The organism is Streptomyces sp. NPDC056580, assembly GCF_042793175.1.
GTDB lineage: Bacteria > Actinomycetota > Actinomycetes > Streptomycetales > Streptomycetaceae > Streptomyces.
Map to the genome: position 1 here is coordinate 79,468 of NZ_JBHTVE010000012.1, position 24,778 is coordinate 104,245.

A 24,778-nucleotide genomic window follows, 5' to 3' on the forward strand; every position below is an offset into this window, starting at 1 on the left:
TCCCCAGTGTCGTACGGCGGCGGAACCGTCCCGCACGCGCGTGCGCGCAGGGACGACGGCGCTTCACGACCGACGGGATCCGCCACCGACGGGGTCCGCCGCGCCGCGCCTTCCGCACGTTCCATGCGCGCCCGCGCGCACGGACGACCACAGCTCGAGTGCGCACGCACACACGCACGCGCGCGCGGGCAGTAAACGTCGTGCTCAGTCCCGCTCGCACACGAAGATCGCCGTGCCCGGGATCAGGTTCCCGCGCAGCGGGGACCAGCCGCCCCACTCCGAGGTGTTCCACGCCGGCCACTCCGGCTCCACCAGGTCCACCAGCCGCAGCCCCGAGGCCACGACGTCCCGGACCCGGTCCCCGAGCGTCCTGTGGTGCTCCACGTACACCGCCCGGCCCTCCTCGTCCTGCTCCACGTAGGGCGTGCGGTCGAAGTAGGAGGCGGACACCGACAGCCCCTCGGGGCCGGGCTCGTCCGGGAAGGCCCACCGGATCGGGTGCGTCACCGAGAAGACGAACCGGCCACCCGGCCGCAGCACCCGGCGTACCTCCCGCAGCACCAGCCGCGGATCGGCGACGAACGGCAACGCCCCGTACGCGGAGCACACCAGGTCGAAGGAACCGTCCGCGAACGGCAGCGCGCCGGCGTCCGCGCACACGAGCGGGAACGACCCGCCGATGCGCAGCGCGTGCTGGAGCTGGCGGTGCGAGAGGTCGAGGGCCACCGGCCGGGCGCCCTGGGCGGCCAGCCAGCGCGAGCACTGGGCGGCGCCCGCCCCGATCTCCAGGACCTCCTTGCCCTTCAGCTCCTCCGGCGGGCCCAGCAGCTCGGCCTCCACCTCGTCCAGGCCCTCCGGGCCCCACACGAAGCGGTCGTCACCGAGGAACGTCCCGTGCTCGACCTGGTACTCGTCGGCGTTGCGGTCCCACCAGCCACGGTTGGCCCGGCTGCTCTCCGCGACCCCGGCGTCACGGCGGGTGGCTTCCGGCTCGAACCCGTCCGGGTCGAGCGGTTCCGGCTCTTGGATGATCGGCTCCCTCGTCGTACTCTTCCGTCCAACCCGCCGGGCACGACACGGCGAGAACGAAGGCCCGAGCGGCCCACGGGACGTTTCCTGTGCCGGTTATGCGGCTATCCGCCCCCGGTGTGCGCCTTCGCGCATTGACCATGCCCGGCTGCCCCCGTATGCTACAAGTTGCGCTGCGGGCCTGCGCACCTCAGACGTAGCAGGCTGCGCTCGCATCTGTTGTATGTCCCCTCGGTTGTCGAGGCGTCATCACTGGTCACCTGGTGAGGCGCTTCCTTGGCTGTCCGGCTTCTGCAGAGCGAAACGGGCTCCCGGCGTAAGCAGTGCCTACGACTTCAATGTCCGTACCGGAGCCCTTTCCCACATGACGAGCAGCACCGAGACCACCGCCACCACCCCGCAGGTAGCGGTCAACGACATCGGTAACGAGGAAGCCTTCCTCGCAGCGATCGACGAGACGATCAAGTACTTCAACGACGGCGACATCGTCGACGGCGTCATCGTGAAGGTCGACCGGGACGAGGTCCTGCTCGACATCGGTTACAAGACCGAAGGTGTCATCCCGAGCCGAGAGCTCTCGATCAAGCACGACGTCGACCCGAACGAGGTCGTCGCCGTCGGCGACGAGATCGAGGCCCTTGTCCTCCAGAAGGAGGACAAGGAAGGCCGCCTGATCCTCTCGAAGAAGCGCGCCCAGTACGAGCGTGCCTGGGGCACCATCGAGAAGATCAAGGAAGAGGACGGCATCGTCACCGGTACCGTCATCGAGGTCGTCAAGGGTGGTCTCATCCTCGACATCGGCCTCCGTGGCTTCCTGCCGGCCTCCCTGGTCGAGATGCGCCGCGTCCGCGACCTGCAGCCGTACGTCGGCAAGGAGCTCGAGGCCAAGATCATCGAGCTGGACAAGAACCGCAACAACGTGGTCCTGTCCCGCCGTGCCTGGCTCGAGCAGACCCAGTCCGAGGTCCGCCAGACGTTCCTCACGACCCTGCAGAAGGGTCAGGTCCGCTCCGGCGTGGTCTCCTCGATCGTCAACTTCGGTGCCTTCGTGGACCTGGGTGGCGTCGACGGTCTGGTGCACGTCTCCGAGCTCTCCTGGAAGCACATCGACCACCCCTCCGAGGTCGTCGAGGTCGGCCAGGAGGTCACCGTCGAGGTCCTCGACGTCGACATGGACCGCGAGCGCGTCTCCCTGTCGCTGAAGGCGACCCAGGAAGACCCGTGGCAGCAGTTCGCCCGCACCCACCAGATCGGCCAGGTCGTGCCCGGCAAGGTCACGAAGCTGGTTCCGTTCGGTGCGTTCGTCCGCGTGGACGAGGGCATCGAGGGTCTGGTTCACATCTCCGAGCTGGCCGAGCGCCACGTGGAGATCCCGGAGCAGGTCGTCCAGGTCAACGACGAGATCTTCGTCAAGGTCATCGACATCGACCTCGAGCGCCGTCGCATCAGCCTCTCGCTGAAGCAGGCCAACGAGTCCTTCGGTGCCGACCCGGCCTCGGTCGAGTTCGACCCGACCCTGTACGGCATGGCCGCGTCCTACGACGACCAGGGCAACTACATCTACCCCGAGGGCTTCGACCCCGAGACCAACGACTGGCTCGAGGGCTACGAGAAGCAGCGCGAGGAGTGGGAGCGCCAGTACGCCGAGGCGCAGTCCCGCTTCGAGCAGCACCAGCAGCAGGTCATCAAGTCCCGCGAGGCCGACGCTGCCGCTGCCGCCGAGGGTGGCGAGGCCGCCGCTCCGGCCGCGTCGGGTGGCGGTTCGTACTCCTCCGAGGGTGCGGACACCTCCGGTGCCCTCGCCTCGGACGAGGCGCTGGCCGCGCTGCGCGAGAAGCTGGCCGGAGGCCAGAGCTGAGCGCTAGCCGCCGGGCTTAGCCGATAGCCGCTGAGGGGCCGCACCTTTCGAGGTGCGGCCCCTCTGGGTTTCCCGGAACCCTTCCCGCCTCGCCGGGGGCCCGGACGCCCCCGTCCCGCCCCGTCACAGGACGGCCGGGCGTCCGGCGACGCGGCCTGACAGGGCGTCAACGCGGCCGACGCCGGACGCCTGATCAGCGCCGTGACACGGGAATGCCCACGCTCCAGGGCGCGTTGTCCATGGGGAACACGAGGAGGAGCGGTCACAGTGCTTGATCCGCAGGGTTTGTACGCATGGGAGCCGAAGGGCCTCGCCGTGGTCGACATGGCGCTCGCCCAGGAGTCGGCCGGACTTGTCATGCTCTACCACTTCGACGGATACATCGACGCGGGCGAGACCGGCGACCAGATCGTCGAGCGGCTCCTCGACTCGCTGCCCCACCAGCTCGTGGCACGCTTCGACCACGACCGGCTCGTGGACTACCGCGCCCGCCGGCCGCTGCTGACCTTCACCCGGGACAGCTGGTCCGACTACGAGGTGCCGGCCATCGAGGTCCACCTCGTCCAGGACACCACCGGCGCCCCCTTCCTGCTGCTGTCCGGACCCGAACCCGATGTCGAGTGGGAACGGTTCGCCGCCGCCGTACGGCAGATCGTGGAACGGCTCGGCGTCCGGCTCTCCGTGAACTTCCACGGCATCCCCATGGGCGTCCCGCACACCCGCCCCGTGGGCCTCACCCCCCACGGCAACCGCACCGACCTCGTCCCCGGACACCGCAGCCCCTTCGAGGAGGCCCAGGTGCCCGGCAGCGCCGAGGCACTGGTCGAGTACCGCCTCGCCGAGGCCGGGCACGACGTCCTCGGCGTCGCCGCCCACGTCCCGCACTACATCGCCCGCTCCCCCTACCCGGACGCGGCGCTGACCGTCCTGGAGGCCGTCACGGCCGCCACCGGCCTGGTGCTGCCGGGCGTCGCCCACGCACTGCGCACGGAGGCCCACCGCACGCAGACGGAGATCGACCGGCAGGTCCAGGAGGGCGACGAGGAACTCACGGCACTCGTCCAAGGGCTCGAGCACCAGTACGACGCGGCCGCGGGCGCCGAAACCCGGGGCAACATGCTCGCCGAGCCCGTCGACATCCCCTCCGCCGACGAGATCGGCCGCGAGTTCGAACGCTTCCTGGCGGAGCGGGAGGGCGAGAACTGAGACCGCCGCACCGCGCGGCCCGGCCCGGAAGCGGCCCTGTCACCGACAGGGCCTAAGCTTCCGCCCATGCTGAAAGTGGGCCTGACCGGCGGGATCGGCGCCGGCAAGAGCGAGGTGTCGCGGCTGCTCGTGGAGCACGGCGCGGTACTGATCGACGCCGACCGCATCGCACGCGAGGTCGTCGCACCCGGCACCCCCGGGCTCGCCGCCGTGGTGGACGCCTTCGGCGTGGACGTCCTCACCGCCGACGGCAGCCTGGACCGGCCCAGGCTCGGCTCCGTCGTCTTCGCCGACCCCGGGAAACTGGCCGTCCTCAACGCGATCGTGCACCCCCTCGTCGGCGCCCGCTCCCGCGAGCTGGAGGCCGCCGCCGCCGAGGACGCCGTCGTCGTCCACGACGTCCCCCTGCTCACCGAGAACGGGCTGGCCCCCCTCTACGACCTGGTGATCGTCGTCGACGCCGGCCCCGCCACCCAGCTCGACCGCCTGGTACGACTGCGCGGCATGACCGAGGACGACGCCCGCGCCCGCATGGCCGCCCAGGCGACCCGCGAGCAGCGCCGGGAGATCGCCGACATCGTGATCGACAACGACGTACCGCTGGACACGCTGAGAAAACGCGTCGCGGAGGTCTGGGACGAACTCGCGCGCCGGGCGCACGAGCCCCGCACACCGCCCCCGGACGGCGGCCCGCGGCAGGACGGCGCGGAATAGCGAACCCCGCCCGGGCGTTGAACCGCTGCAGTGAGGGAAGGACTCTGCCGTGCCCGAGACCAGTGGTTCGTCCGGACGTACCCCGGAGACGCATGTCATCGACTTCCGCGCGGCCGAACAACTGCTCAACGCGCGGGACCCGCGGGGCGCGGTGAAACTCCTCGACGGCGTCATCGCCGCGCACCCCGAGAACACCGCGGCCCGCCTGCTGCGCGCCCGCGCCTTCTTCGCGGCCGCCCAACTGCGCCCCGCCGAGCTGGAGTTCACCATCGTGCTGGAGCGGGAACCCGACAACGCCTACGCCCACTTCGCGCTCGCCCGCACCTACGAACGCCAGGGCCGCCCCGACCAGGCAAAACGGCACTTCCGGCTGGCCGCCGCGCTCGACCCCAACCCCCAGTACCTCAAAGCCGCCCGCTTCGACACCTGACCCCGCCCAGCCGGCCGGCACCCCTCACGGACGGCGGGACCACGGCGGCCCGGGCCCCCGGGGACCGCCCTCCGGCGGCGGGTACGGAGGAACGCCGGGCCCCGGCTGATAGTGCGGGCCCTGCCGCATGTGCCTGACGATCACCGCCAGGTCGACCGTGGCCACCAGCCACAGCACCCCGCACGCGGCCGCCCAGCCAGGACGCCCGACCAGCGAGAACACCGCCGTACCGAAGACCGCCCAGAGCACCCCCCACAGGCTCAGCCAGAACCGCGCCCGCAGCGCACTGCGCGCGGTCACCGGCTCACTGCCCGTACGCATCCGGACCACCACTCCTGACTGGCAACGTACTCTTCGAGGGGACACACACCAAGGGGGGTCACCGCGTGCTGCCGGACGCCGACGAGCTGGCCGAGGAACTCATCGACCTGGCCGTACCCCTCGAGGACGTCGACGACCTCGTACGCATGGCCCGCCGCGTGCGCGACGACCCCGAACTGCGGCAGTCCCTCGAGAACGCCGTCGCCGGCCTGGTGCACGACCTCGGAGAGATCCGCGGCGGCGCCGACCTGCCCGACCTCGACTGGCCGGCGGGCCCGCTGCAACGCTGCTTCCCCGTCTACGTCCTCGTCGCGGCCCTGCCCCACCTCCGCCGCCACCACCGCGAACGCGGCATCCCGGCCGACGTCACCCGGCGCACCCTCGCCGACCTCGGCCGCAACATGACCACTCACCGCAGACGCCACGGCCGGGCCGGCCTCCAGGCGCCACGCTGGCTCACCCTGCACTGGCGCGGCGAGCTCTACCAGCTGGGACGCCTGCAGTTCCAGCGGGCCCCACTCGGGCCCCGCACCGCAGCGGCACTCGCGGCGGCCGGACTGGACGTGACCGAACGGACGCCCTGCCTGAACCTCCACATACCCGCCTACACCGGCCCCCTGACACCGGCCGCCTGCGACCGCTCACTGGCCCTGGCCGCGGACTTCTTCGCCCGCCACTACCCCGACGAGAAGCACCCGGTCGCCGTCTGCCACTCCTGGCTGCTCGACCCCCAGCTGAAGCGGTACCTGCCCGCGCACTCCAACATCGTCCGCTTCCAGGAACGGTTCCGCACCGCCCACGACGACCCCGAACCGGCCGACACCACACCCGTCAGGTTCGTCTTCGGCGACCCGGACCTGCCGATCGCCGACCTGCCACGGCACACCCCCGTCGAACGGGCCGTCGGCGACCACCTGCGGTCCGGAGGCCACTGGTACATCGGGCACGGATGGTTCCCGTTCCCCAGCACCTGACTCGAACGAGTGAACCACCGCCCCCTCAGGAACGCCCCTCCCCACCCCACCCGTTCTCCCGGCATGACAGTCGAAATGCGTGAGGGATACCAAGGAACAGGACCCGGTGCGATCACCCCGGACGGCTGCGCGGTCGAGCTGTACACACGGCTCCCGGTCGGCGCCGAACCGGACATCATCGCGGGCGCCGTACCCGCCGGAGCGCACATCCTCGAACTCGGCAGCGGAGTGGGCCGGATGACCCACGCCCTGCTGCAACGCGGCTTTACGGTCACGGCGGTGGACGAGTCCGCCGAGATGCTCGCCCACGTCCGCGGCGCACGCACCATATGCGGACCGATCGAAGAACTCGATCTGGACGAGAAGTTCGACGTGGTCATACTCGCCTCCTTCCTCGTCCACGCCGGGGACATCGAGGTGCGCCGGGGCCTGCTGCGCACCTGCGCCCGGCACGTGGCGGAGGGCGGCTGCGTGCTCATCCAGCGAGAGGGCGAGGACTACCACACCGACGTACCCAGAGAGCGGGTCGACCCGAGCGGCTTCACCGTACGGATCGCCTCCGACGAACCGGTCGGCGACGGGGTGCACTCAGTGCGCGCCGAGTACGTGTTCCCGGACGCGGTCTGGACGCAGACGTTCCTGAGCCGGCCCCTGACCCAGGAGCAGTTCGAACAGGCGCTGGCGGAGGCGGGACTGGAGGTGGACGCCCGTCTGACCCCGGACGGGACATGGGTGAGGGCGGTAGTGACGGCGTAGCGGCGAAGCACCGATGAGTTCTCGGCACGGGGCCCGTCTACCTCTGTGACAGCAATCGGGACCGCTTCACACAGGAGACCACCATGCCCGAGACCGCCGCCCGCGTCGCCTCCAGCGCCTCCCCGACCGCCCGCGGTCGCTTCGCCCGGATCGCCCTGCGCTCGGTGCAGGTGCTGCTCGCCCTGTTCTACGGGATCGCGAGCGCGCTTCCCAAGCTGATCGCGCATCCGTCGGCCGTCGAGTCCTTCGACAGGATGGGCTGGGGCAGCGCGGGCATGTACGCCATCGGGGTGCTGGAGCTGGCTGGAGCCGTCGCGCTGTTGGTGCCGGTCCTGCAGTCGGTGGCGGCGATGGCGTTGAGCGCGCTGATGGTGGGCGCGTTCATCGTCCAGCTCACCGCCTTCGACGGTCAGAACGCGGCGACCCCCCTGATCCTGATCGTGCCGCTCGCGCTGATCGCCTGGGCCCGGCGTGCCCACAACAAGGACCTGCTGAGAGTGCTGCGGGGCGCGGCACGCGGACGCCAGGCATGACCTGAGCGGCAGACGGCCGGTGAGTCGGTGAAGGGCCACGGCAGGCACACGTCGGACGAGGCAGGCTGCGCGTCCGACGTGCGCCGGCCATGGGCGGCGGATCGCGCCCGAACGAGGGGGAGGGGAGGGGGTGGGGGAGGGGCCCCCGACGGAGGCGAACTCACCGCCCCCGTGAACGCCCGCCGGACCCTCCGGCCCCGCCCGCCCTGCCGCGCCCGCCGGTGCTCGGCGGTCGTCCCGGGCCACCGGGCCCACCCGGACCACTCGCTCCGCCCAGCCCACCCGGCCCGCCAGGCGTGCCCGGTCCACCGAAGCCGCCCAGGCCGCGCAGCCGTTCCAGCTCACGGCGGTCCCGCTTGGTGGGACGCCCGGCGCCCCGGTCGCGCAGACCGGCCGGAGCCACGGCCTCGCGGGGCGGCGGAGGCGGGGAGTTGTCGATGTAGCACTGGACGGCCACCGGCGCGCCGACGCGTTTGCGGATCAGCCGCTTGACGATGACGACGCGCTCCCGGCCCTCGTGCCGCAGCCGCACCTCGTCGCCGACGCGCACGGAGTACGCGGGCTTCACACGCTCGCCGTTGACGTGCACGTGCCCGCCGCGGCAGGCGGTGGCGCCCAGGGAACGGGTCTTGATCAGACGGACCGCCCAGATCCAGCTGTCGATCCGTACCGTCTCGCCCTTACCCGGACCGGCCGCCTCGGCGGCGGCCACCGCGGCGGCGATCTTGGGGTCGAGCGACTGGGAGCCCGTGACCCCGGAACCCTCGGCACCTCCGGCGGGGCTCGGTTCGCCGCCCTCACGGTGCACGTTCTCGTCCGCATCCTCGGAAGCCATGCCCCGACCCTAACTCCCCGGGCCGGGAGAGCCGTGCGGGTTTTCCGGCGACGGTCCTGACCACGTACCCGCCTCCCCGCCCGGCCCCGCGTGCGTTCCCGGAGCGGCCGGCCGCCCGCGGTCCGCGGCGCGCCTCCCCTGAACCGGACCGGCACACGACGGGCTTACGGTGGCGGCATGGACGACAGCAGCGACCTGACCCTGCTGGACCGGCGCGTCGCGGAGTGCCGGGCCTGCCCGAGGCTGGTCGAGTGGCGCGAAGAGGTGGCCCGGACCAAGCGGGCCGCGTTCGCTGACTGGACGTACTGGGGGCGGCCGGTGCCCGGCTTCGGCCCGGCCGACGCCCGACTCGCGATCATCGGGCTGGCCCCGGCGGCACACGGAGGCAACCGCACCGGCCGTATGTTCACCGGTGACCGCTCCGGCGACGTGCTGTACCAGGCGCTGTACGACGTGGGGCTCGCCTCGCAGCCCACCTCGGAGCGGCTCGGCGACGGCCTGGAACTGTACGGGGTCCGCGTCACCTCACCCGTGCACTGCGCCCCGCCCGCGAACAAGCCCACCCCGGCCGAGCGCGACACCTGCCGGCCCTGGCTGGTGGAGGAGCTGCGGCTGCTGCGGCCGACGCTCAGGGCCGCCGTCGTGCTCGGCGCCTTCGGCTGGCAGGCCGCGCTGCCCGCGTTCGCCGAGGCGGGCTGGCCCGTGCCCCGGCCGCGCCCGGCGTTCGCCCACGGCGCCCGGGTCGCCCTCGACGGCCTGGACGTCTTCGGCTGCTTCCACGTCAGCCAGCGCAACACCTTCACCGGCCGGCTCACCGCCGGGATGCTCCGCGAGGTGCTGCGCACGGCCGCGGACACGGCCGGGCTGCCGTGACCGCTCCTCCCGGCCCCGCGGCACACGCCCACCCGACGAGGAACCGACCATCGCCGCCCGGCCCTCGATGAGGAGCCCACCGCCGCCGACCGACCCTCAGGGCCGCCACTCGTACCGCACGTCCGGCTCCCGTTCCTCGTTACCGCTGCCGTCCGTGCGCTCGGCGGCGACGAATCCGTGCCGCTCGTAGAAGCGGTGCGCGGGCTCGTTGACCTGGAAGGTCCACAGCGTGAGCCCCTGCGGACTGCGCTCCTTGGCGAGGGCGACGAACCGGTCCCCGACACCGCGCCCGCGCCACCCGGGATCCAGGTAGAGCTGGGACAGCGAAGCGCCGTCCAGGACCATCACGCCGACGATCCCGTGCCCTCCCTCCGTCGCCTCGGCGACCCAGGTCTCCCGCAGCGGCACCACCACGTCGCGGAAGTGGTCCCGCACGTCGTCGTCGGTGCGGGGCCGGACGACCGTGGGCAGCGCGGCCGCGAACGACCGCAGCCAGACGTCGGCGGCCGCGGCCGCGTCGGCCGCCACCGCCCGTCGCAGCACGACACAGTCCACGGCCGTCATCGGTCCGCCCCCGCTTCCGGCACCACGGCCGTCGCCGTGATCTCCACGAGCTGCCCGGTGTAGCCGAGGCAGGCGACACCGAGCAGCGTCGACGAGTGCGGGCCACGGCTCAGCCCGGAGGCCTCGACGACCTCCCACACCGCGGACAGCACGGAGGGCTCGGCGCTGACGACGTACACCTCCGTCCCCAGCACATGTTCCAGACCGCTGCCGACGGCGCGCAGCTGTTCCGTCAGGTTGGCGATCACCTGCTCGGCCTGCCGCACCGGATCCCCGATGCCGACCACCTCGCCCTTCTCGTCGAGCGGCACGGCCCCCGCAAGGAAGGCGAGCCTGGTGCCCGCCTCGACGACGGAGACGTGGGAGTAGGCGGGCGGCGGGAAGAGGGCGGGGGAGGTCACTCGCCGGATCATGGCGGCTCCTGGGGTGGTGGGCGGACAACTTTCCGATCATCCGGGGGCCGCCCGGTGCCGCGCACCCGATTTTCCGCCCCGACGGCCTCCCTGGGGCGAGCCGGGTTCCGTGCGTAAAGAAACCCGCCCGAACCGGGAAGACTTCACCTCGCGGAAACATCATGGATCAGGGTCTTCGGGGTACGCCGCTTATCCTGGGAACCGCACTTCACCGCTCGGCCACTGTCGTCCGAAGGCCCAGATCGCCCTCGTACGGACAGGAGCCCCGTGTCGCGCCCCGCCGCACTGTCACTGCCGCCCTGGTTCGCGCATGCCCTGCGTACCCAGCGCGGGCCCGTCCCGTGGAGCGCGCTGATCCGCGGCGCGCTCGCCGCCGGGCCGCTGCTGCTGACCGGGATGCTCGCCGGCCGCACACCGCTGGGCGTGCTCGCCGCCATCGCCGCGATGCTCGCCGGGATCAACGACCGGCCCGGCAGCAGGCGGGCCTCCGTCATGCGGCTCGGGGTGCCCGCGCTGGCCGGGACGCTCGGGCTGCTCGTGGGCGCCTGCGCCGGGCAGCAGTTGTCCGCGGTGCCGCTGACCCTGCTCCTGACCTTGCTCGGGCTGGCCGCCGGGGGCATCAGCGCTGTCGGACCCGTCGCCTCCTCCGCCGGCACGCAACTGCTCGTCACCGCCGCCATCGGCGCCGGAATGCAGGGGGCCGCGAGCGCCTGGCAGCAGGGCCTGGTCTTCCTCGCCGGAGCGGGCTGGCTGCTTCTGCTGCGCCTCGCCCTGCCCACGCCCGGCTCGATCGCCGGTGACTTCCGCTTCGACGGCGAGCGGGCGGCGGTCGCCGATGTGTACGACGCCATCGCCGGGCTGCTCGACGCCACGGGCGGCGCGGCCGCCACGGCCCGGCGGGCCGCGCTCACCGCCGCCCTGGACCACGCCCAGGACGCCCTGGCCGGACCCCGGCTGCGCCGCCGCGCCAGTTCCGCCGCCGAGCGCCGGCCGCACGCCCAGTTCACCGCCGCGCTGCCCCTCGCCGAAGCCGCCACCGCCCTGGCCTGGGCGGGCGAGCCGGTCTCCGCGCGGGCGGCCGAAGGACCCCGGCGGCTGGCCGCCGCCGTCCGCGGCGACACCGGCACCGGCCCGCTGCCCGCCCCCAGCCGGTCGGCGCCCGCCCTGCGCGCCCTCGACGACGCCCTGCTGCGCGCCGCGGAGGCCTTCGACCGGTCCGGGAACGGCGTGCACCGGCTGGCCGCCCGGCGGCGCGGCGTCCGGGCCGCGGTCCGTGACGCCGTCGGAGCCGCGTTCGGCACCGGCGGCCGGGAGTACGGACTGCGCGTCGCCCTCTGCTTCGGGGCCAGCGCGGCCGTCGCCCAGGCGCTGCACGACGCCCGCTGGTACGGGCAGCACCAGCACTGGTACTGGCTGCCGGCCACGACCGTCTTCCTGGTCAAGCCCGACCTCGGTCCGCTCGCCTCCCGGGTGCTGTGCCGGGCGGCCGGAACCGTGTTCGGCGCCCTCTTGTTCGCCGGCCTCGCCGCGCTGCTGCCCCGGCCGGAGGGGCTGGTCGTCCTGGTGACGGTGTGCGGGGCGCTCGTCCCCCTGTCCACCCGGAACTTCGCGGCGCTGACCGCCGTCATCACCCCCCTGGTGCTCGCCCTGGTCATGATCGGCGGCGAGCCGCAGGCTTCGCTGAGCCGCATCGGCGAGACCCTGCTGGCCTGCGCGATCGTGCTGGTCGTCGGGCATCTGCCGATGCCCGGCGAGCGGGGCGGCGGAGTACGGGCCCGGCTCGACACCGCGGGGAGCGCCGCGCACGCCTACCTGGTGCACGTCCTGAGCGAGTCCGGCGACCGGGCCGAACGGTGGGCGCTGCGCCGGGAGGCCTACCGCACCCTCGCCGAGGCCCGTACGGCGATCGCGGTCTCGGCCGCCGAGCTGCCCGCCCTGGCCCGGCACACCGAGGGCACGGAAGGTGTCGTCGTCGTCCTGGAGCGCCTCGTGGACACCACCACGGCCTGCGCGGTGCACCTCGACGACACCGGGCGGCTCACCGCCCGGCACACAGGGCTGCTGCAGGAACTGCTCGACGAGCTGGAGCGGCGCGAGGTGTGGGCAGGACCGCCCGTCGCCGCGTAGTCCCGGACCGGGCGGCACGGAGGACGCCGGCCGCCGGCTGGATGGGGGCTGCTGCCGGCGGGAGGACGCGCCTCACTCCCCGGCCGGCCGGGCCGAGAGAAAAGAATCTTCGTGGGCTCCGATGAGTTCCGCGTCCGACGGCGGTCACCAACCGGAGCCGACTTGGTACATGCCGTAGGACAGGAGGGCCCATGTCGCTTCCGGAGATCGTCTCGCGCGAGCGGTGGCGCGCGGCACGGGAGGCGTTGCTGCTCAAGGAGGAGGCGGTCCGCAGAGCGCGGGAGGCGCTGGCCGCCGAGCGCCGGCGGCTGCCCAGGGTGGAGGTCGACCCGGAGTACGTGTTCGAGGGCGGCGACGGCAAAGCCACCCTCCTGGACCTCTTCGAGGGCCGGAGCCAACTCGTGGTCCACCACTTCATGTTCGCGCCGGAGTGGCAGGCAGGCTGCCCCTGCTGCGCGGCCTTCCTCGACCAGGTCGGCCACCTCGCCCACCTGCACGCCCGCGACACCTCGTTCGCGGCCGTGTCCCGCGCGCCCTTCACCCGGATCCTGCCGTTCAAGGCGCGGATGGGCTGGGCGGTGCCCTGGTACTCGTCCAGCCACAGCGAGTTCAACCGCGACTTCGAGGCGACCGTGGAGCGGGCCGGGGAACCGGTCGAGCGGCCTGGTCTCAGCTGCTTCCTGCGGGAACGGGACCGCGTCTTCCACACCTACTCGGTCCACGACGACGGCCTGGACACCCTGGGCACCCTCGCCGGCCTGCTGGACCTGACCGCGCTCGGCCGCAACCCGCTCGGCAGCGGCCGGCTCCGCTACCACGACGAGTACCAGGACTGACGTATCCGCGGGGACCGCGACCGGCGCCGCGGCCGACGCCACGCCTCACCGCGGGCGGCGCCGCACCTCGGCGGCCACGCGCCCGGGCGCGAGACTGACACGTAAAGCACCGGACCCGTCGCGGAACGTACGGTTCGTGCCGCAAGGTGAACGGATTCTCACGGTCCGCGCTGAACGGGTGTCAAGAAGGTCTCAGTCGGGTCACTGGGCGAGGCGTTCGCCCTCCTCAGAGCGTTAACTCTCACGAGTACAACGCTTCTGGAGGTGCGAGATGGTGAACGGGCGAACGGTGCTCGAACGCTTTCCCGCAGGCGGCCCGCGGGGATCCTGGCCCGCCGAGGAGTTCGCGCACGCGCGGCGTCTCGAAGGTCTGCCCGCCGAGGTCGTCATGGATCTGGCGACGGACACGTTCCTGGTGATCGTGCGGGGCGGCGACGGTGTCGAGTGAGCCGGCTGCGCCCGGCCCCGGGACCGGCGCCCTCACCGCGCGTCGCCCGGCCCGCGGCGTCTTCCCCGGGCTGGGCCCGGCCCGCGGCGCCCTCACCGGGCTCCGCCCGGCCCGCGGCGGGTACGGCTTCGTGTAGCGGTCGCCTCCGGCCGGTGGCTCCCCGGGAGTGCCGAGGGTCGTGTCAGGCGGATACGGCCCGGGACCAGTCCGGGGTGGTGCCGGTCACCCGGCACAGGGCCAGGTACAGCGGGATCGGCGGGGTGTACGGGACCGTCCCCTCGGGGCGGTTGATCAGGCGCGCGGTGCCGGGGACGGGGGCGCCGGGGGCGTAGTGGGCGGGGGCGGGCCAGGGCAGGGCGTAGTCGGAGTCCGACGGGACGATCCACCACCAGTGCGTTCCGTCGGCGTACACGCAGCCCACCCGGGGCAGCCGCGGCACGATCAGGGGTCCGAGCCGGTCCGGTACGGCCACGGCGTCACAGCCGAGCGGGGCCGTCATGCCCTCGGGGACCGCCGGGCGGCGGACCTGGGCCGGGACCGGGACCGGCGTGTGCCGGTGGCGTCCGAGCCGGACCAGGGTGTCCAGGCCGAGCCGGCGGCGGCAAGCGTCGGCGCCGCTCACAGGTGCTCCCACGTCCGGCGCTGCTGCGCCGGAGCCCGGTGCCGGGCCTGAGCTTCCTCCTCGTCACCGGGGCCGGGCTGCGGGCCGCCGGGCTTGGGGCGGGTGCCCCAGCCCAGGTCGTTGCGCGCTTCGCCGGCGTCGCGGGCCGCGTCGGTCTGACGGGCCAGCTCGGCCCAGACCAGCAGACCGGGCCCGTGCTCCTGAGCGCCCCAGGCGCGGCAGAGCGCGTCCACGAGGAGCAGTCCCCGCCCGTGCTCCTCGTCGGGCCGCTGCGGTGAGGTATGGGGCTCGCCGGGTGCGCAGCCCTCGTCGTGCACGGCTATGCGCACCGTGTCGTCGTGGTCGTGCAGCTCGCACACGACCCGGCTGCTCGCGGTGTGCACGATGGCGTTGGTGACCAGCTCGGATACGACGAGGGCCGCGGTGTCGCAGGTGTCCTCGCACACCGACCAGCCGGTCAGCCGGGCCCGCGCCAGGCGTCTGGCCTGGGCGGGGGATCCCGGGTGCGCGGCCAGTTCGAAGCGGAACCGGCGGCCGGCGGCGTCCCCGTCACGGGTCGCCGCCCCACCCGCGCTCGAGCCTGCCCGAGCGGGGGAACCCCCGTGGGCGCCGGGCCGCAGGGGGGCTGCGGCGGCGTCTGTTCCTAAGGGCGCGGACGGAATCACGCTTGCCACTATCTCCTCGGCGTGAACACTTGGCAAGTGTCACTCTGAAAAATGCAGAGTGCTGTGTGACTGGGTCGGCGGGCGTGGCACACTGCTCGCAACGACATTTCGTGCGGCGCCAATTGGGACCGTCGGCGATCCAGCGGATCCTCGAACGAGTCTTCGAACGGCGCCGCAGGGCTGTCGGGAATCTTTTGCCGTGGCGGACGTCGTGTCGGAGGTGGAGCGTGAGCGAACCGCGGTCCGCGCCGACCGTGGGCCAGGTGGTCCTCGGCAGACGCCTGCTCGATCTGCGGGAACGCGCGGGTCTGAAGCGCGAGGAGGCCGCCCGCGTCCTGCGTGTCGCCCCCGCCACCATCCGCCGGATGGAGATGGCCGAGGTCGCCCTCAAGATCCCGTACCTGCAACTGCTGCTGAAGGCCTACGGCGTTCCCGACGACGAGGCCGAACTCTTCGTCCAGCTCGCCGAGGAGGCCAACCGGCCGGGGTGGTGGCAGCGGTTCCACGACATCCTCCCGGGCTGGTTCTCGATGTACGTCAGCCTCGAAGGCGCGGCCGCCCTCATCCGCTCCTACGAGCCGCACTTCGTCCCCGGTCTGCTGCAGACCGAGGACTACGCGCGCGGCGTTCTGAAGTCGGGCGCCATCGGCCAGACCAGCCCCGACGACATCGAGCGCCATGTCGCGCTGCGCATGCAGCGCCAGAACCTGCTCACCCGCCCCGACGCCCCCCGTTTCTGGGCGGTGACGGACGAGACCGCCCTGCGTCGGCAGGTCGGCGGTCCCGAGGTGATGCGCGCGCAGATCGACAAGTTGCTCGAGGTCACGAAGCTGCCCAACGTGACGCTGCAGGTCGCCCCGTTCGCCAACGGGCCGCACCCGGGGACGTACGGGCCCTTCGTGATCTTCCGGTTCGCCGTGCCCGAACTTCCGGACATGGTCTACAGCGAGTACCTGACCGGCGCGGTCTACCTGGACGCGCGCTCCGAGGTGGCGACCCACCTCGAGGTCATGGACCGCATGGCGGCGCAGGCCGCCACCGCACAACGCACGAAGGAGATCCTCCTGGATCTCCGCGAGGAGCTGTGAATGGATCGCATGATGCCGCGCAGTGGCGTCTACAACGGCATGCCCGCGCGGGAGTTGGGCAGCGAGGGGTGGCACAAGCCCTGGAGCGGCGGCAACGGCGGCAACTGCCTGGAGGCGATGAAGCTCGCCGACGGCCGCATCGCCGTACGCCAGTCGACCGACCCGGACGGGCCCGCGCTGATCTACACCTCGGACGAGATGACCGCCTTCATCGAGGGCGCCAAGGCGGGGGTGGCCGACTTCCTCCTCTCCTGAACCGCTGCTGATAATTGTTTTTCACTCAACTTCCCTATGGTGAGCTCGACTTGATTCCCCGACGCGTCAGACGTTTACGGAGCGCCGCATGACAGGGCAGGACCCGACGGCCGTCCAGATCGACACCAGCAGGCCGCATACCGCGCGGATGTACGACTGGTACCTCGGCGGCAAGGACAACTACCCCGTCGACGAGCAGATGGGCCGGCAGATGCTGGCCCTCGACCCCCGGGTCCCGGTGATGGCCAGGGTCAACCGGGCCTTCATGCACCGGGCCACGACCTGGCTGGTCCAGCAGGGCGTCCGCCAGTTCCTGGACATCGGCACCGGCATCCCCACCGAACCGAACCTGCACCAGGTCGCCCAGCGGGTCGCGCCCGACGCCCGCGTCGTCTACTGCGACAACGACCCGATCGTGCTGGCCCATGCGGCGGCCCTGCTGCGCGGCACGCCCCAGGGCGCGACCGAGTATCTGCAGGCCGACGTGCGCGATCCGGCGGCGATCGTCGACGGCGCCCGGCGGATCCTGGACTTCGGCCGGCCGGTGGCGCTCTCCCTCGTCGCCCTGCTGCACTTCGTCTCCGACGAGGACGGCGCGCACGAGCTGGTGGCCCGCCTGCTGGCCGAACTGCCTTCGGGCAGCTACCTGACGATGACCCACGCCACCTCCGACTTCACCCCGCAGGAGTCGGAGGCCGCCACCGAGAAGCTCAAGGCGGCCGGCGTCACCCTGGCCCTGCGCTCCCGCGAGGAGTTCGCCCGTTTCTTCGACGGCCTCGATCTGGTCGAGCCGGGCGTCGAGATCGTGCACCAGTGGCACCCCGAGCTGGGCGAGCCGGTGCCCGGCCAGGACGACGGGGTGATCCCGGGGTACGGGGCGGTGGCACGCAAGCGATAGGCCCGCCGGCCGCCGGTGACGGGCGGGCGCGTGCGGCTACGCGGTCATCGGCCGGTCGTACGCCGATATCGGCGCGGGCAGGCGTGACTCACCGGTCAGATACCGGTCGACGGCCGCCGCCACCGCCCGGCCCTCGGCTATCGCCCACACGATGAGCGACTGCCCGCGCGCCGCGTCCCCGGCGGCGAAGACACCGGGGATGTTGGTGGCGAAGCCCTCGTCCCGGGCGATCGTGCCGCGCGGCCGCATGGTGAGCCCCAGCTGCTCGACGAGCCCGTCCTCCCGGTCGGGCCCGGAGAAGCCGAGGGCGAGCAGCACGAGGTCGGCGGGCAGGGCGCGTCCGGTGCCCGGCACCGACTCCCGCCGCTCGTCGACTTCGACCAGCTGCAGCGACCGGACGTGGCCGTCGTCGTCCCCGTCGAAGCGGAGCGTGGACGCCGCGAACAGCCGCGCGTCGGCGTCCGCCGCAGGAGCCGTCCGCAGGGCTCCCGCCTCCTGGTGCGCGGGGGACAACCGGTAGATCTTCGGATACGTCGGCCAGGGCTCGGTGTCCTCGTCGCGCTCGGCGCCCGGCTGCGCGTAGATGTCGAGCTGGCTCACGGACGCGGCGCCCTCACGCACCGCGGTGCCCAGGCAGTCGGCGCCGGTGTCCCCGCCACCCACGATCACCACGTGCTTCCCGGCCGCGGACAGCGGCGAGAGCGCCAGGTCCCCCTCGCACACCCGGTTGGCCAGCGGCAGGTACTGCATCGCCTGGTGTATCCCGTGCAGCTCCCGTCCCGGCACCGGCAGTTCCCGCCACGCCGTCGCACCCGTGGCGAGCACCACCGCGTCGTACCGCGTGCGCAGCTCGGCCGCCGGTACGTCCCGCCCGACCGCCGTCGACGTGCGGAACTTCGTCCCCTCGGCCCGCATCTGCTCCAGCCGCCGCTCCAGGTGGCGCTTCTCCATCTTGAACTCGGGGATGCCGTAGCGCATCAGCCCCCCGAGCCGGTCGTCCTTCTCGTACACCGCGACGGTGTGGCCGGCCCGGGTCAACTGCTGGGCCGCGGCGAGCCCCGTCGGCCCGGACCCGATCACCGCGACGGTCCGGCCGGACAGCCGCTCCGGAGGCCGCGGCGGGGTGAAGCCCTCCTCCCAGGCCCGGTCGGCGATCGCGCACTCGACGTTCTTGATGGTGACCGCCGGCTGGTTGATCGCGAGCACACACCCCGCCTCACAGGGCGCCGGGCACAGCCGGCCGGTGAACTCGGGGAAGTTGTTCGTCGCGTGCAGCCGGTCGCTCGCCGCGCGCCAGTCCTCCCGGGCGACCAGGTCGTTCCACTCGGGGATGAGGTTGCCCAGCGGACAGGCCTGGTGGCAGAACGGGACGCCGCAGTCCATGCAGCGGTCCGCCTGCTTGCTGATGATGGGCAGCAGCGCGCCCGGGACGTACACCTCGTCCCAGTCCCGGACCCGTTCCTCGACGGGCCGCCGCGGCCACTCCTGCCGCGGCGTGGTCATGAACCCCTTGGGATCGGCCATGGTCGTGTTCCTCGCGTACGTGTACCGGGGTACGGGCTGTACGACGGGCCGTGCGTCACCGGCGGCACTCCTCCGGGGCCACGATACGTCCGCGCCCGCAACCGCGCAGTGCGGCGGACAGCGCCTTCTCGGACCTCCCCGGCGGAGATCCTGCCGCCCCGCTGCGGCCCCCGACGCGGCGGGCTTCCCAGCGGAGAGCCTGCCGCCCGCTGCGACCCCCGGCGCGGACACGGGCCCGGCCCCCGGCCCCTCAGCCGGCGTCGGCGGCCTGAGCCCACCCCCGCAGCACCCCGGCCACGGCCGGCGCGATTCGCCGGCGCGCCTCGTACCTCGGCACTCCGTTCATAAGGAGCTGGTCGTAGGGAGTGTCCACATGCCGTACGGCGGCCACGACCGCCGAGGTCACCGCCCCCTCGGTCAGCGCACGGCCGGCCGCGCTCCGCCCGACCCGCCCGCTGCCCCGCGCCGACGCGTGCGCCGCGATCGCCCGGGCCCGCTCGGCCGGGCAGGCGGGAAACAGGCGCCCGATCTCCGAGGCGAACGCCGCCGCGAACCGTTCGTCCTCCGCCGCCCTGCGCCGGGCGTCCCTGGCCCGCCGCCGGCGTCGTGCCTCCGCGTCCGTCAGGCAGCGTGCCTCGGCCCGGGCCAGCGCCGGCTCCTCCACGAGCAGACCCTGCCGTTCGTAACGGCCCCGGCGCCGGTTGAACCGCACCACCACCGCCCACAGCACGCTCTCCTCCCGCGCTCTGCGGGTCAGCGCCGTGTCCCCGCGCTGCAGCAGGACCAGGTGCGCGAGGTCGGCGCAGTCCAGACAGCGCGGCGCACCGTCCTCCAGCACGAGCAGCGACAGCGGGCCACGCCGGCAACCCGCACAGTGCTTGCGCCGCGAGGGCTGGACCACGACAAGCCCGCCCGACGGGAGCGGAGTTGCGGAAGCCGTCATGGGCATTTCCTTCCCCGTCCCGGCCCACCGCTCCCGCACCGCCCGCACGCACCCGGCATCATGGGCATGTGCGACTGGAAGCGATCACCTGGGACCGGCTCGCCGAGCTGCTGGCCGACCGGCTGCTCGAGCTGGAGCCGGCCGACGGCGGCGCCTGGCCGCGCGCCGCCTTCGACGGAGCGCCCGCCGCCCGCCCGGGGGACCTCGCCGACCGCGTCGCGCAAGCACTGCGCGTGCGCGGGCGGCCCGCGCTGGTCGTCGGTGCGGAGGGCTTCCTGCGCCCCGCCTCCCTCCGGCTGGAGCACGGCCGGCGGGACGCCGAGTCGTACTACAGCGGCTGGTTCGACACCGGCGCCCTGTGGCGGGAGGTGTTCGGCCCGCTCGACCCCGGCGGCAGCGGCCGCGTCCTGCCCGACCTGTGGGACCCGGTCACCGACCGCGCCACCCGCAGTCCGTACGTCCGGCTCCCGCCCGGCGGCGTCCTGTTGCTGCACGGCCCCCTCCTGCTGCGCCACTGGTTCCCGTTCGACCTGAGCGTCCACCTCCTCCTCTCCCCGGCCGCCCTGCGCCGCCGCACCCCGGAGCCCGACCACTGGACCCTTCCCGCCTTCGAGCGCTACACGGCGGAGGCCGCCCCCGCCGACGCGGCCGACGTCCTCGTGCGCGCCGACGACCCCAGGCATCCCGCCTGGAACGGCCGGGCGATCGGCTGAACCGCCCGCCCGGCAGACCTCCCCGGCCGGCCGCGCCCCCCCCGCCCGCCGGGCCGGCGTGCTGGGTCAGAGCCAGCCGTTGCGCCGGAAACCCCGGTACAGCGCGAGACAGGCCATCGCCGTCATACCCATGACCAGCGGATATCCGAGACGCCAGTGCAGCTCCGGCATGTACTTGAAGTTCATGCCGTAGACCCCGCACACCATCGTCGGCACGGCGACCACCGCCGCCCAGGCCGTGATCTTCCGCATGTCCTCGTTCTGCGCGACCGTCACCTGCGCCAGGTGCGCCTGCAGGATCGAGTTGAGCAGTTCGTCGAAGGCGGCTATCTGGTCCTTGGCCCGCATCAAGTGGTCGGACACGTCCCTGAAGTACGCCTGTATCTCCGGTGCGACCACCCGTATCGGCCGGGTCGCCAGATCCTCCACCGGACGCCCGAGCGGCACCACCGCGCGCTTCAGCTCCAGCAGTTCACGCTTGAGCTGGTAGATGCGCCCCGGGTCGGCCCGCGCGCCGCCCTCGGAGAACACATCCGTCTCTACCTGCTCCACGTCGGCCTGCACCGCGTCCGTGACGCTCAGATACTCGTCGACGACATGGTCGGCGATCGCGTGCAGCACCGCCGCCGGCCCCTTGGCGAGCTGCTCCGGATCCGCCTCCAGCTCCTCGCGCAACGGCCCCAGTGACCCGTGCCTGCCGTGCCGTACCGTGATGACGAAGTCCTCGCCTACGAACACCATGATCTCGCCGGTGCCGACCACCTCGCTGGTCGCCGTCAACTGCTCGTGCTCCACGTAGCAGACGGTCTTGAACACGGCGAACAGAGTCTCCGCGTACCGCTCCAGCTTCGGGCGCTGATGGGCTTCCACCGCGTCCTCCACCGCCAGCGGATGCAGGTCGAAGAGCCGGGCGACGTCGGCGAACTCGCCGTCCGTCGGTTCGTGCAGCCCCAGCCACACGAACCCCTCGCCGCTCCTGCGCACCCTGGCCACGGCATCCACCAGGTCGGAGCACCCCGGAACCCGGACCCCGTCCTGGTATGTCACGCAGTTCACCACCGACGAACCGAGGGGTGACCGGGCCGGGTGGCTCAGGTCCACGCGCGGCCGCCGCCTCGCCAGCCGCGCCACCTTGCGCAGCCCGCCGGCCCTGCCCAGTCCCGTGACCTTCCGCAGGTTCCCTGCCATGGACATCTGGATCTCCTCGGGTGGATCTCCTCGCACGACACCTTCGCGTCCTGCCCGGCAAGTGTGCCAGCCCCGCGGAAAGTCCGGGCGGGCCTGTGGGAACGGTCAATTCCGCTTTGTTCCCGCCTGTGGACGGCGCCCGTTCCGGGGTGTCCGCCCCGCCGAGTGCGATGCTCGCGGCATGACATCATCCGACGGATATCTCCTGGACAACCGGCAGGACGAGGCGGAGGAGCGCTTCCACGCCTTCGCCTCCCTCTTCGATCCGACGACGTTCCGGCACCTCGAAGCCCTCGGCGTCGGGCCGGGAGCGCGGTGCTGGGAGGTCGGTGCGGGCGGGACGTCCGTGGTGTCGTGGCTCGCCGAGCGGGCCGGCCCCACCGGCAAGGTCGTCGCCACCGACATCGACACCTCCCGGCTCGCCGCCGCGGCCGGGCCCACGGTCGAGGTGCGCGTCCACGACGTGGGCGCGCAGGAGCCGCCGGGCGAGGGCTTCGACCTGGTGCACGCCCGGCTGGTGCTCGTCCATGTCCCGGACCGCGACAGGGCGTTGCGGTCCATGATCGAGGCGCTGCGGCCCGGGGGACGGCTGCTGATCGAGGACGCCGACCCGGCCCTCCAGCCGCTGCTCTGCCCCGACGAGCACGGCCCCGAGCAGCGGCTCGCCAACCGCCTGCGGCACGGGTTCCGCAGCCTGCTCGCCGACCGCGGCGCCGACCTCTCGTACGGCCGCAGGCTGCCCCGCCTGCTCCGTGAGGCCGGACTGCACGAGGTGGAGGCCGACGCCTTTTTCCCCGTGGCCTCGCCCGCCTGCACCGCCCTGGAGTCCGCCACGGTCCGCCAGATCCGTGGCCGGCTGGTGGCCGCGGGCCTCGCCACCGACGAGGAGATCGACCGCCACCTGGCCAACGTGCGCGCCGGCGGCATGGACCTGGCCACCGCACCCATGATCTCCGCGTGGGGACGCAAGGGCGGCTAGCGCACTGCGGTCCGCGGTGACCACCGCTGCCGATGCCGGGGACATGGATGCCGGCCCGACGTGGCGAGGCGCGGCACCGCATGTCCCATCCCGGGGCGATCCTAGGAGCCCTCGGTCAGCCAGGTCCCGCCGGCGCCCCGGTGCGGCGGTCTGCCGCCCACCTGCCGCACCGCCAGCGCGCCTGCCCCGCAGCCCTTCGCGGCCGCCTCCTCGGCAGTGGCGCCCGCGAGCAGGGCGGCCAGGAACGCGCCGGTGAAGGCGTCGCCGGCGCCGGTCGTGTCCACCGGATCGGCCGGTGCGGCCGGAACCCGGGCCATCACGGTCCCGGAACGCGCCACCAGCGCCCCGGCCGCACCCGACTTGGCGACCACCAGCGGGACCAGCCGGCTCAACTCGGCGGCCGCGTCACCGGGTTCGGACAGCCCCGTCAGCAGGCACACCTCGTCACGGCTGGGCAGCAGCACATCGAGACCCGCCGCGAAGGCCAGGAAGCGGTCCACGCCGAAACGCACGAGGAAACCGGCCGACGCCGGATCCAGACTGACCGGGACGCCACGCGCGCGTGCCGCCGCGAGGGCCACCCCGGCGAGCTCCCGGCTCCGTTCCGAGAACAGCAGGTAGCCCGACAGGTGCAGCCGGGCGACCCCGTCGAGCAGCGCGTCGGACCAGTCGGCGGGTTCGAGCCGCAGCGACGCCCCGCTGTCCGTGAGGAACGTGCGCTCGGCCGAGGCGCCGCCGTCGACGAGACAGATCACCGTTCCGGTCGCCGCCTCCCCGTCGACCACCAGCCGGGGCCGCACCCCGGCCGCCGCCAGTTCCCGCTCGTGCCAGCGCGCCGCGTCCGCACCCACCCTGCCCAGCAGCCGCACCTCCGCACAGCCCGCGTGCGCCGCCCAGCACGCCACGTTGGCCCCCGCCCCGCCCGGCAGGGCCCGGATCGCGGCGGCCGTGTCGGTGCCGGCCGCCAACGGCCCCCGGTGCCGCGCGACGACATCGGTGACGACGTCCCCGACGACCAGCAACGCCGCACCACCGCCCGCGTTCGGCAGGGCCCGGTCCCCGACGGAGCTCACCCCTCGGCCCACGCCGTGGCGATCCGCGCCGCCAGGCGGACGTTGCCGCGCACCGCCGCGAGGTTGGCGCTCAGCGAGGCCCCGTCCGTGTGCCGCACCAGGTGGTCGAGCAGGAACGGTGTGACGCCCTGCCCGGTCACCCCGGCCTCCTCGCAGGCGCGCAGTGCCTCGGCGAGCACGCGCGCGTGCAGTTCGGGATCGAGCTGCTGCTCCCGCGGGACGGGGTTCGAGACGATCAGCGCGGAGTCCGGCGCGTCGAGCGCGTCCTGCGCCCGCATGACCCGCGCGACCTCCTGCGGGCTCTCGAGCGTCCAGTCGACCGGATGCCCGGAGTCGGACAGATAGAAGCCGGGGAACCGGCCGGTGCGGTACCCGGCGACGGCCACGCCCAGCGTCTCCAGCCGCTGCAGGGTCGCCGGCACGTCGAGGATCGACTTCACGCCCGCGCACACCACGGTGATCCTGGTCCGGGCCAGCAGACCCAGGTCGGCCGACTCGTCCTGCGTCACCGTCCACTCCCGGTGCACCCCGCCCAGCCCGCCCGTGGCGAACACGCGGACGCCTGCCAGTGCCGCGAGCTGCGCCGTGGCCGACACCGTGGTCGCCCCGCTCGCCCCCGCCGCCACGGCCAGGGGCAGGTCGCGGTGGCCCAGCTTGCGGATGCCGTCCTCGTTCGCGACCCGTTCCAACTGCTCCTTGCCGAGGCCGACATGGGGCTTCCCGTCCAGCACGGCGACGGTCGCGGGGACGGCACCCGTCTCCCGGACCACGTCCTCCAGCTCCAGCGCCACCCGTAGATTGCGGGGACGCGGCAGTCCGTGCGCGATGATCGTGGACTCCAGGGCGACCACCGGCCGCCGTGCGTCGAGCGCGTCCCGGACCTCTTCCGACACCACCAGCACCACGTGCCCGC

The 24,778-nt window shown here is 73.2% G+C and carries 28 protein-coding genes; 16 read left to right on the top strand and 12 right to left on the bottom strand.

The window, feature by feature from the left end:
* Window positions 1–204: 204 nt before the first annotated feature.
* Window positions 205–1,032, bottom strand: coding sequence for a class I SAM-dependent methyltransferase (locus tag ACFQ9Z_RS26155; RefSeq protein WP_383023880.1), 828 nt, complete (start codon window positions 1,030–1,032; stop codon window positions 205–207).
* A gap of 361 nt (window positions 1,033–1,393) precedes the next feature.
* On the opposite strand from ACFQ9Z_RS26155, the gene rpsA reads away from it, so the two are divergent.
* From rpsA to ACFQ9Z_RS26175, 4 genes are all read left to right on the top strand, one after another.
* Window positions 1,394–2,887, top strand: coding sequence for a 30S ribosomal protein S1 (gene rpsA / locus ACFQ9Z_RS26160; RefSeq protein WP_009322963.1), 1,494 nt, complete (start codon window positions 1,394–1,396; stop codon window positions 2,885–2,887).
* A 267-nt stretch (window positions 2,888–3,154) separates the two neighbouring features.
* Window positions 3,155–4,093: a PAC2 family protein gene (locus tag ACFQ9Z_RS26165; RefSeq protein WP_383023261.1), complete on the top strand. Its 939-nt coding sequence runs from the start codon at window positions 3,155–3,157 to the stop codon at window positions 4,091–4,093.
* Between the two features lie 66 nt (window positions 4,094–4,159).
* Window positions 4,160–4,807, top strand: a complete 648-nt coding sequence (coaE, locus tag ACFQ9Z_RS26170) for a dephospho-CoA kinase (RefSeq protein ID WP_383023264.1) — start codon at window positions 4,160–4,162, stop codon at window positions 4,805–4,807.
* Window positions 4,808–4,856: 49 nt separating this feature from the next.
* On the top strand, window positions 4,857–5,237 hold the full coding sequence (locus ACFQ9Z_RS26175; protein ID WP_143636263.1) for a M48 family metallopeptidase: 381 nt from the start codon (window positions 4,857–4,859) through the stop codon (window positions 5,235–5,237).
* A gap of 24 nt (window positions 5,238–5,261) precedes the next feature.
* Here ACFQ9Z_RS26175 and ACFQ9Z_RS26180 read toward each other — a convergent pair whose 3' ends face one another.
* Complete coding sequence (locus ACFQ9Z_RS26180) at window positions 5,262–5,558, bottom strand: DUF6343 family protein (protein WP_383023267.1); 297 nt, start codon at window positions 5,556–5,558, stop codon at window positions 5,262–5,264.
* Window positions 5,559–5,623: 65 nt separating this feature from the next.
* Between ACFQ9Z_RS26180 and ACFQ9Z_RS26185 the strand changes: the two genes are divergently transcribed.
* From ACFQ9Z_RS26185 to ACFQ9Z_RS26195, 3 genes are all read left to right on the top strand, one after another.
* On the top strand, window positions 5,624–6,532 hold the full coding sequence (locus ACFQ9Z_RS26185; protein ID WP_383023269.1) for an acyltransferase domain-containing protein: 909 nt from the start codon (window positions 5,624–5,626) through the stop codon (window positions 6,530–6,532).
* A gap of 75 nt (window positions 6,533–6,607) precedes the next feature.
* Window positions 6,608–7,288, top strand: coding sequence for a class I SAM-dependent methyltransferase (locus ACFQ9Z_RS26190; protein WP_383023272.1), 681 nt, complete (start codon window positions 6,608–6,610; stop codon window positions 7,286–7,288).
* An 83-nt stretch (window positions 7,289–7,371) separates the two neighbouring features.
* A complete protein-coding gene (locus tag ACFQ9Z_RS26195) occupies window positions 7,372–7,821 on the top strand; it encodes a DoxX family protein (protein ID WP_383023274.1) in 450 nt (149 codons plus the stop codon).
* A gap of 160 nt (window positions 7,822–7,981) precedes the next feature.
* On the opposite strand, the gene ACFQ9Z_RS26200 is transcribed toward ACFQ9Z_RS26195, so the two are convergent.
* Window positions 7,982–8,656, bottom strand: coding sequence for an RNA-binding S4 domain-containing protein (locus ACFQ9Z_RS26200; protein WP_383023276.1), 675 nt, complete (start codon window positions 8,654–8,656; stop codon window positions 7,982–7,984).
* Between the two features lie 177 nt (window positions 8,657–8,833).
* Here ACFQ9Z_RS26200 and ACFQ9Z_RS26205 point away from each other — a divergent pair, with 177 nt between their 5' ends.
* A complete protein-coding gene (locus tag ACFQ9Z_RS26205) occupies window positions 8,834–9,529 on the top strand; it encodes a uracil-DNA glycosylase (protein WP_383023278.1) in 696 nt (231 codons plus the stop codon).
* A gap of 96 nt (window positions 9,530–9,625) precedes the next feature.
* Here ACFQ9Z_RS26205 and ACFQ9Z_RS26210 read toward each other — a convergent pair whose 3' ends face one another.
* Together ACFQ9Z_RS26210 and ACFQ9Z_RS26215 are read right to left on the bottom strand one after the other, a co-directional pair.
* Window positions 9,626–10,093, bottom strand: a complete 468-nt coding sequence (locus ACFQ9Z_RS26210) for a GNAT family N-acetyltransferase (protein WP_383023280.1) — start codon at window positions 10,091–10,093, stop codon at window positions 9,626–9,628.
* Window positions 10,090–10,506 (bottom strand): RidA family protein, encoded by a 417-nt coding sequence (locus tag ACFQ9Z_RS26215; protein WP_383023283.1) that lies wholly within the window; start codon window positions 10,504–10,506, stop codon window positions 10,090–10,092. The genes ACFQ9Z_RS26210 and ACFQ9Z_RS26215 overlap by 4 nt, the downstream gene beginning before the upstream one ends.
* Window positions 10,507–10,773: 267 nt before the next feature.
* Between ACFQ9Z_RS26215 and ACFQ9Z_RS26220 the strand changes: the two genes are divergently transcribed.
* The 3 genes from ACFQ9Z_RS26220 to ACFQ9Z_RS26230 all read left to right on the top strand — a co-directional run bounded on the left by ACFQ9Z_RS26220 (window position 10,774) and on the right by ACFQ9Z_RS26230 (window position 13,917).
* On the top strand, window positions 10,774–12,633 hold the full coding sequence (locus tag ACFQ9Z_RS26220) for an FUSC family protein (protein ID WP_383023287.1): 1,860 nt from the start codon (window positions 10,774–10,776) through the stop codon (window positions 12,631–12,633).
* Between the two features lie 191 nt (window positions 12,634–12,824).
* Window positions 12,825–13,469 (top strand): DUF899 domain-containing protein, encoded by a 645-nt coding sequence (locus tag ACFQ9Z_RS26225; protein ID WP_383023290.1) that lies wholly within the window; start codon window positions 12,825–12,827, stop codon window positions 13,467–13,469.
* Between the two features lie 271 nt (window positions 13,470–13,740).
* The gene (locus ACFQ9Z_RS26230) at window positions 13,741–13,917 is read left to right on the top strand and encodes a hypothetical protein (protein WP_358931260.1); all 177 of its coding nucleotides are present in this window, start codon (window positions 13,741–13,743) and stop codon (window positions 13,915–13,917) included.
* Window positions 13,918–14,098: 181 nt separating this feature from the next.
* On the opposite strand, the gene ACFQ9Z_RS26235 is transcribed toward ACFQ9Z_RS26230, so the two are convergent.
* Together ACFQ9Z_RS26235 and ACFQ9Z_RS26240 are read right to left on the bottom strand one after the other, a co-directional pair.
* Window positions 14,099–14,539, bottom strand: coding sequence for a hypothetical protein (locus ACFQ9Z_RS26235; protein ID WP_383023296.1), 441 nt, complete (start codon window positions 14,537–14,539; stop codon window positions 14,099–14,101).
* Window positions 14,536–15,213 carry an ATP-binding protein gene (locus ACFQ9Z_RS26240; RefSeq protein ID WP_383023300.1) on the bottom strand — a complete coding sequence of 226 codons (678 nt, stop codon included), beginning with the start codon at window positions 15,211–15,213 and terminating at the stop codon, window positions 14,536–14,538. Before ACFQ9Z_RS26240 ends, ACFQ9Z_RS26235 begins: the two co-directional genes overlap by 4 nt.
* A gap of 218 nt (window positions 15,214–15,431) precedes the next feature.
* Here ACFQ9Z_RS26240 and ACFQ9Z_RS26245 point away from each other — a divergent pair, with 218 nt between their 5' ends.
* The 3 genes from ACFQ9Z_RS26245 (at window position 15,432) to ACFQ9Z_RS26255 (ending at window position 17,445) form a co-directional block, all read left to right on the top strand.
* On the top strand, window positions 15,432–16,292 hold the full coding sequence (locus tag ACFQ9Z_RS26245) for a helix-turn-helix domain-containing protein (RefSeq protein WP_383023304.1): 861 nt from the start codon (window positions 15,432–15,434) through the stop codon (window positions 16,290–16,292).
* A complete protein-coding gene (locus ACFQ9Z_RS26250) occupies window positions 16,293–16,547 on the top strand; it encodes a DUF397 domain-containing protein (RefSeq protein WP_383023307.1) in 255 nt (84 codons plus the stop codon). It begins immediately after the preceding gene.
* An 88-nt stretch (window positions 16,548–16,635) separates the two neighbouring features.
* Window positions 16,636–17,445, top strand: a complete 810-nt coding sequence (locus tag ACFQ9Z_RS26255; protein WP_383023310.1) for an SAM-dependent methyltransferase — start codon at window positions 16,636–16,638, stop codon at window positions 17,443–17,445.
* A gap of 36 nt (window positions 17,446–17,481) precedes the next feature.
* Here the strand turns inward: ACFQ9Z_RS26255 and ACFQ9Z_RS26260 are convergent, their stop codons facing one another.
* Window positions 17,482–18,969, bottom strand: coding sequence for a glutamate synthase subunit beta (locus ACFQ9Z_RS26260; protein ID WP_383023313.1), 1,488 nt, complete (start codon window positions 18,967–18,969; stop codon window positions 17,482–17,484).
* A gap of 250 nt (window positions 18,970–19,219) precedes the next feature.
* Entirely contained in the window at window positions 19,220–19,912 is a 693-nt protein-coding gene (locus tag ACFQ9Z_RS26265; protein ID WP_383023316.1) for a DUF2293 domain-containing protein, read from the bottom strand.
* 68 nt (window positions 19,913–19,980) lie between these two features.
* Between ACFQ9Z_RS26265 and ACFQ9Z_RS26270 the strand changes: the two genes are divergently transcribed.
* Window positions 19,981–20,625, top strand: coding sequence for a uridine kinase (locus tag ACFQ9Z_RS26270; protein ID WP_383023319.1), 645 nt, complete (start codon window positions 19,981–19,983; stop codon window positions 20,623–20,625).
* Between the two features lie 66 nt (window positions 20,626–20,691).
* Here ACFQ9Z_RS26270 and ACFQ9Z_RS26275 read toward each other — a convergent pair whose 3' ends face one another.
* A complete protein-coding gene (locus ACFQ9Z_RS26275) occupies window positions 20,692–21,819 on the bottom strand; it encodes a magnesium and cobalt transport protein CorA (protein ID WP_383023322.1) in 1,128 nt (375 codons plus the stop codon).
* A 175-nt stretch (window positions 21,820–21,994) separates the two neighbouring features.
* Here ACFQ9Z_RS26275 and ACFQ9Z_RS26280 point away from each other — a divergent pair, with 175 nt between their 5' ends.
* Window positions 21,995–22,792: a methyltransferase gene (locus ACFQ9Z_RS26280; RefSeq protein WP_383023326.1), complete on the top strand. Its 798-nt coding sequence runs from the start codon at window positions 21,995–21,997 to the stop codon at window positions 22,790–22,792.
* 101 nt (window positions 22,793–22,893) lie between these two features.
* On the opposite strand, the gene ACFQ9Z_RS26285 is transcribed toward ACFQ9Z_RS26280, so the two are convergent.
* Entirely contained in the window at window positions 22,894–23,865 is a 972-nt protein-coding gene (locus tag ACFQ9Z_RS26285; RefSeq protein WP_383023331.1) for a carbohydrate kinase family protein, read from the bottom strand.
* Window positions 23,862–24,770, bottom strand: a complete 909-nt coding sequence (locus ACFQ9Z_RS26290; protein ID WP_383023334.1) for a pseudouridine-5'-phosphate glycosidase — start codon at window positions 24,768–24,770, stop codon at window positions 23,862–23,864. The genes ACFQ9Z_RS26285 and ACFQ9Z_RS26290 overlap by 4 nt, the downstream gene beginning before the upstream one ends.
* Window positions 24,771–24,778: the final 8 nt, after the last annotated feature.

Bases quoted from the DNA above. Each gene is read 5' to 3' on its own strand.
- rpsA (WP_009322963.1), top strand. From the start codon at position 1,394: ATGACGAGCAGCACCGAGACCACCGCCACCACCCCGCAGGTAGCGGTC.
- coaE (WP_383023264.1), top strand. From the start codon at position 4,160: ATGCTGAAAGTGGGCCTGACCGGCGGGATCGGCGCCGGCAAGAGCGAG.
- ACFQ9Z_RS26180 (WP_383023267.1), bottom strand. From the start codon at position 5,558: ATGCGTACGGGCAGTGAGCCGGTGACCGCGCGCAGTGCGCTGCGGGCG.
- ACFQ9Z_RS26190 (WP_383023272.1), top strand. From the start codon at position 6,608: ATGCGTGAGGGATACCAAGGAACAGGACCCGGTGCGATCACCCCGGAC.
- ACFQ9Z_RS26195 (WP_383023274.1), top strand. From the start codon at position 7,372: ATGCCCGAGACCGCCGCCCGCGTCGCCTCCAGCGCCTCCCCGACCGCC.
- ACFQ9Z_RS26200 (WP_383023276.1), bottom strand. From the start codon at position 8,656: ATGGCTTCCGAGGATGCGGACGAGAACGTGCACCGTGAGGGCGGCGAA.
- ACFQ9Z_RS26205 (WP_383023278.1), top strand. From the start codon at position 8,834: ATGGACGACAGCAGCGACCTGACCCTGCTGGACCGGCGCGTCGCGGAG.
- ACFQ9Z_RS26210 (WP_383023280.1), bottom strand. From the start codon at position 10,093: ATGACGGCCGTGGACTGTGTCGTGCTGCGACGGGCGGTGGCGGCCGAC.
- ACFQ9Z_RS26215 (WP_383023283.1), bottom strand. From the start codon at position 10,506: ATGATCCGGCGAGTGACCTCCCCCGCCCTCTTCCCGCCGCCCGCCTAC.
- ACFQ9Z_RS26225 (WP_383023290.1), top strand. From the start codon at position 12,825: ATGTCGCTTCCGGAGATCGTCTCGCGCGAGCGGTGGCGCGCGGCACGG.
- ACFQ9Z_RS26230 (WP_358931260.1), top strand. From the start codon at position 13,741: ATGGTGAACGGGCGAACGGTGCTCGAACGCTTTCCCGCAGGCGGCCCG.
- ACFQ9Z_RS26250 (WP_383023307.1), top strand. From the start codon at position 16,293: ATGGATCGCATGATGCCGCGCAGTGGCGTCTACAACGGCATGCCCGCG.
- ACFQ9Z_RS26255 (WP_383023310.1), top strand. From the start codon at position 16,636: ATGACAGGGCAGGACCCGACGGCCGTCCAGATCGACACCAGCAGGCCG.
- ACFQ9Z_RS26260 (WP_383023313.1), bottom strand. From the start codon at position 18,969: ATGGCCGATCCCAAGGGGTTCATGACCACGCCGCGGCAGGAGTGGCCG.
- ACFQ9Z_RS26265 (WP_383023316.1), bottom strand. From the start codon at position 19,912: ATGACGGCTTCCGCAACTCCGCTCCCGTCGGGCGGGCTTGTCGTGGTC.
- ACFQ9Z_RS26275 (WP_383023322.1), bottom strand. From the start codon at position 21,819: ATGTCCATGGCAGGGAACCTGCGGAAGGTCACGGGACTGGGCAGGGCC.
- ACFQ9Z_RS26280 (WP_383023326.1), top strand. From the start codon at position 21,995: ATGACATCATCCGACGGATATCTCCTGGACAACCGGCAGGACGAGGCG.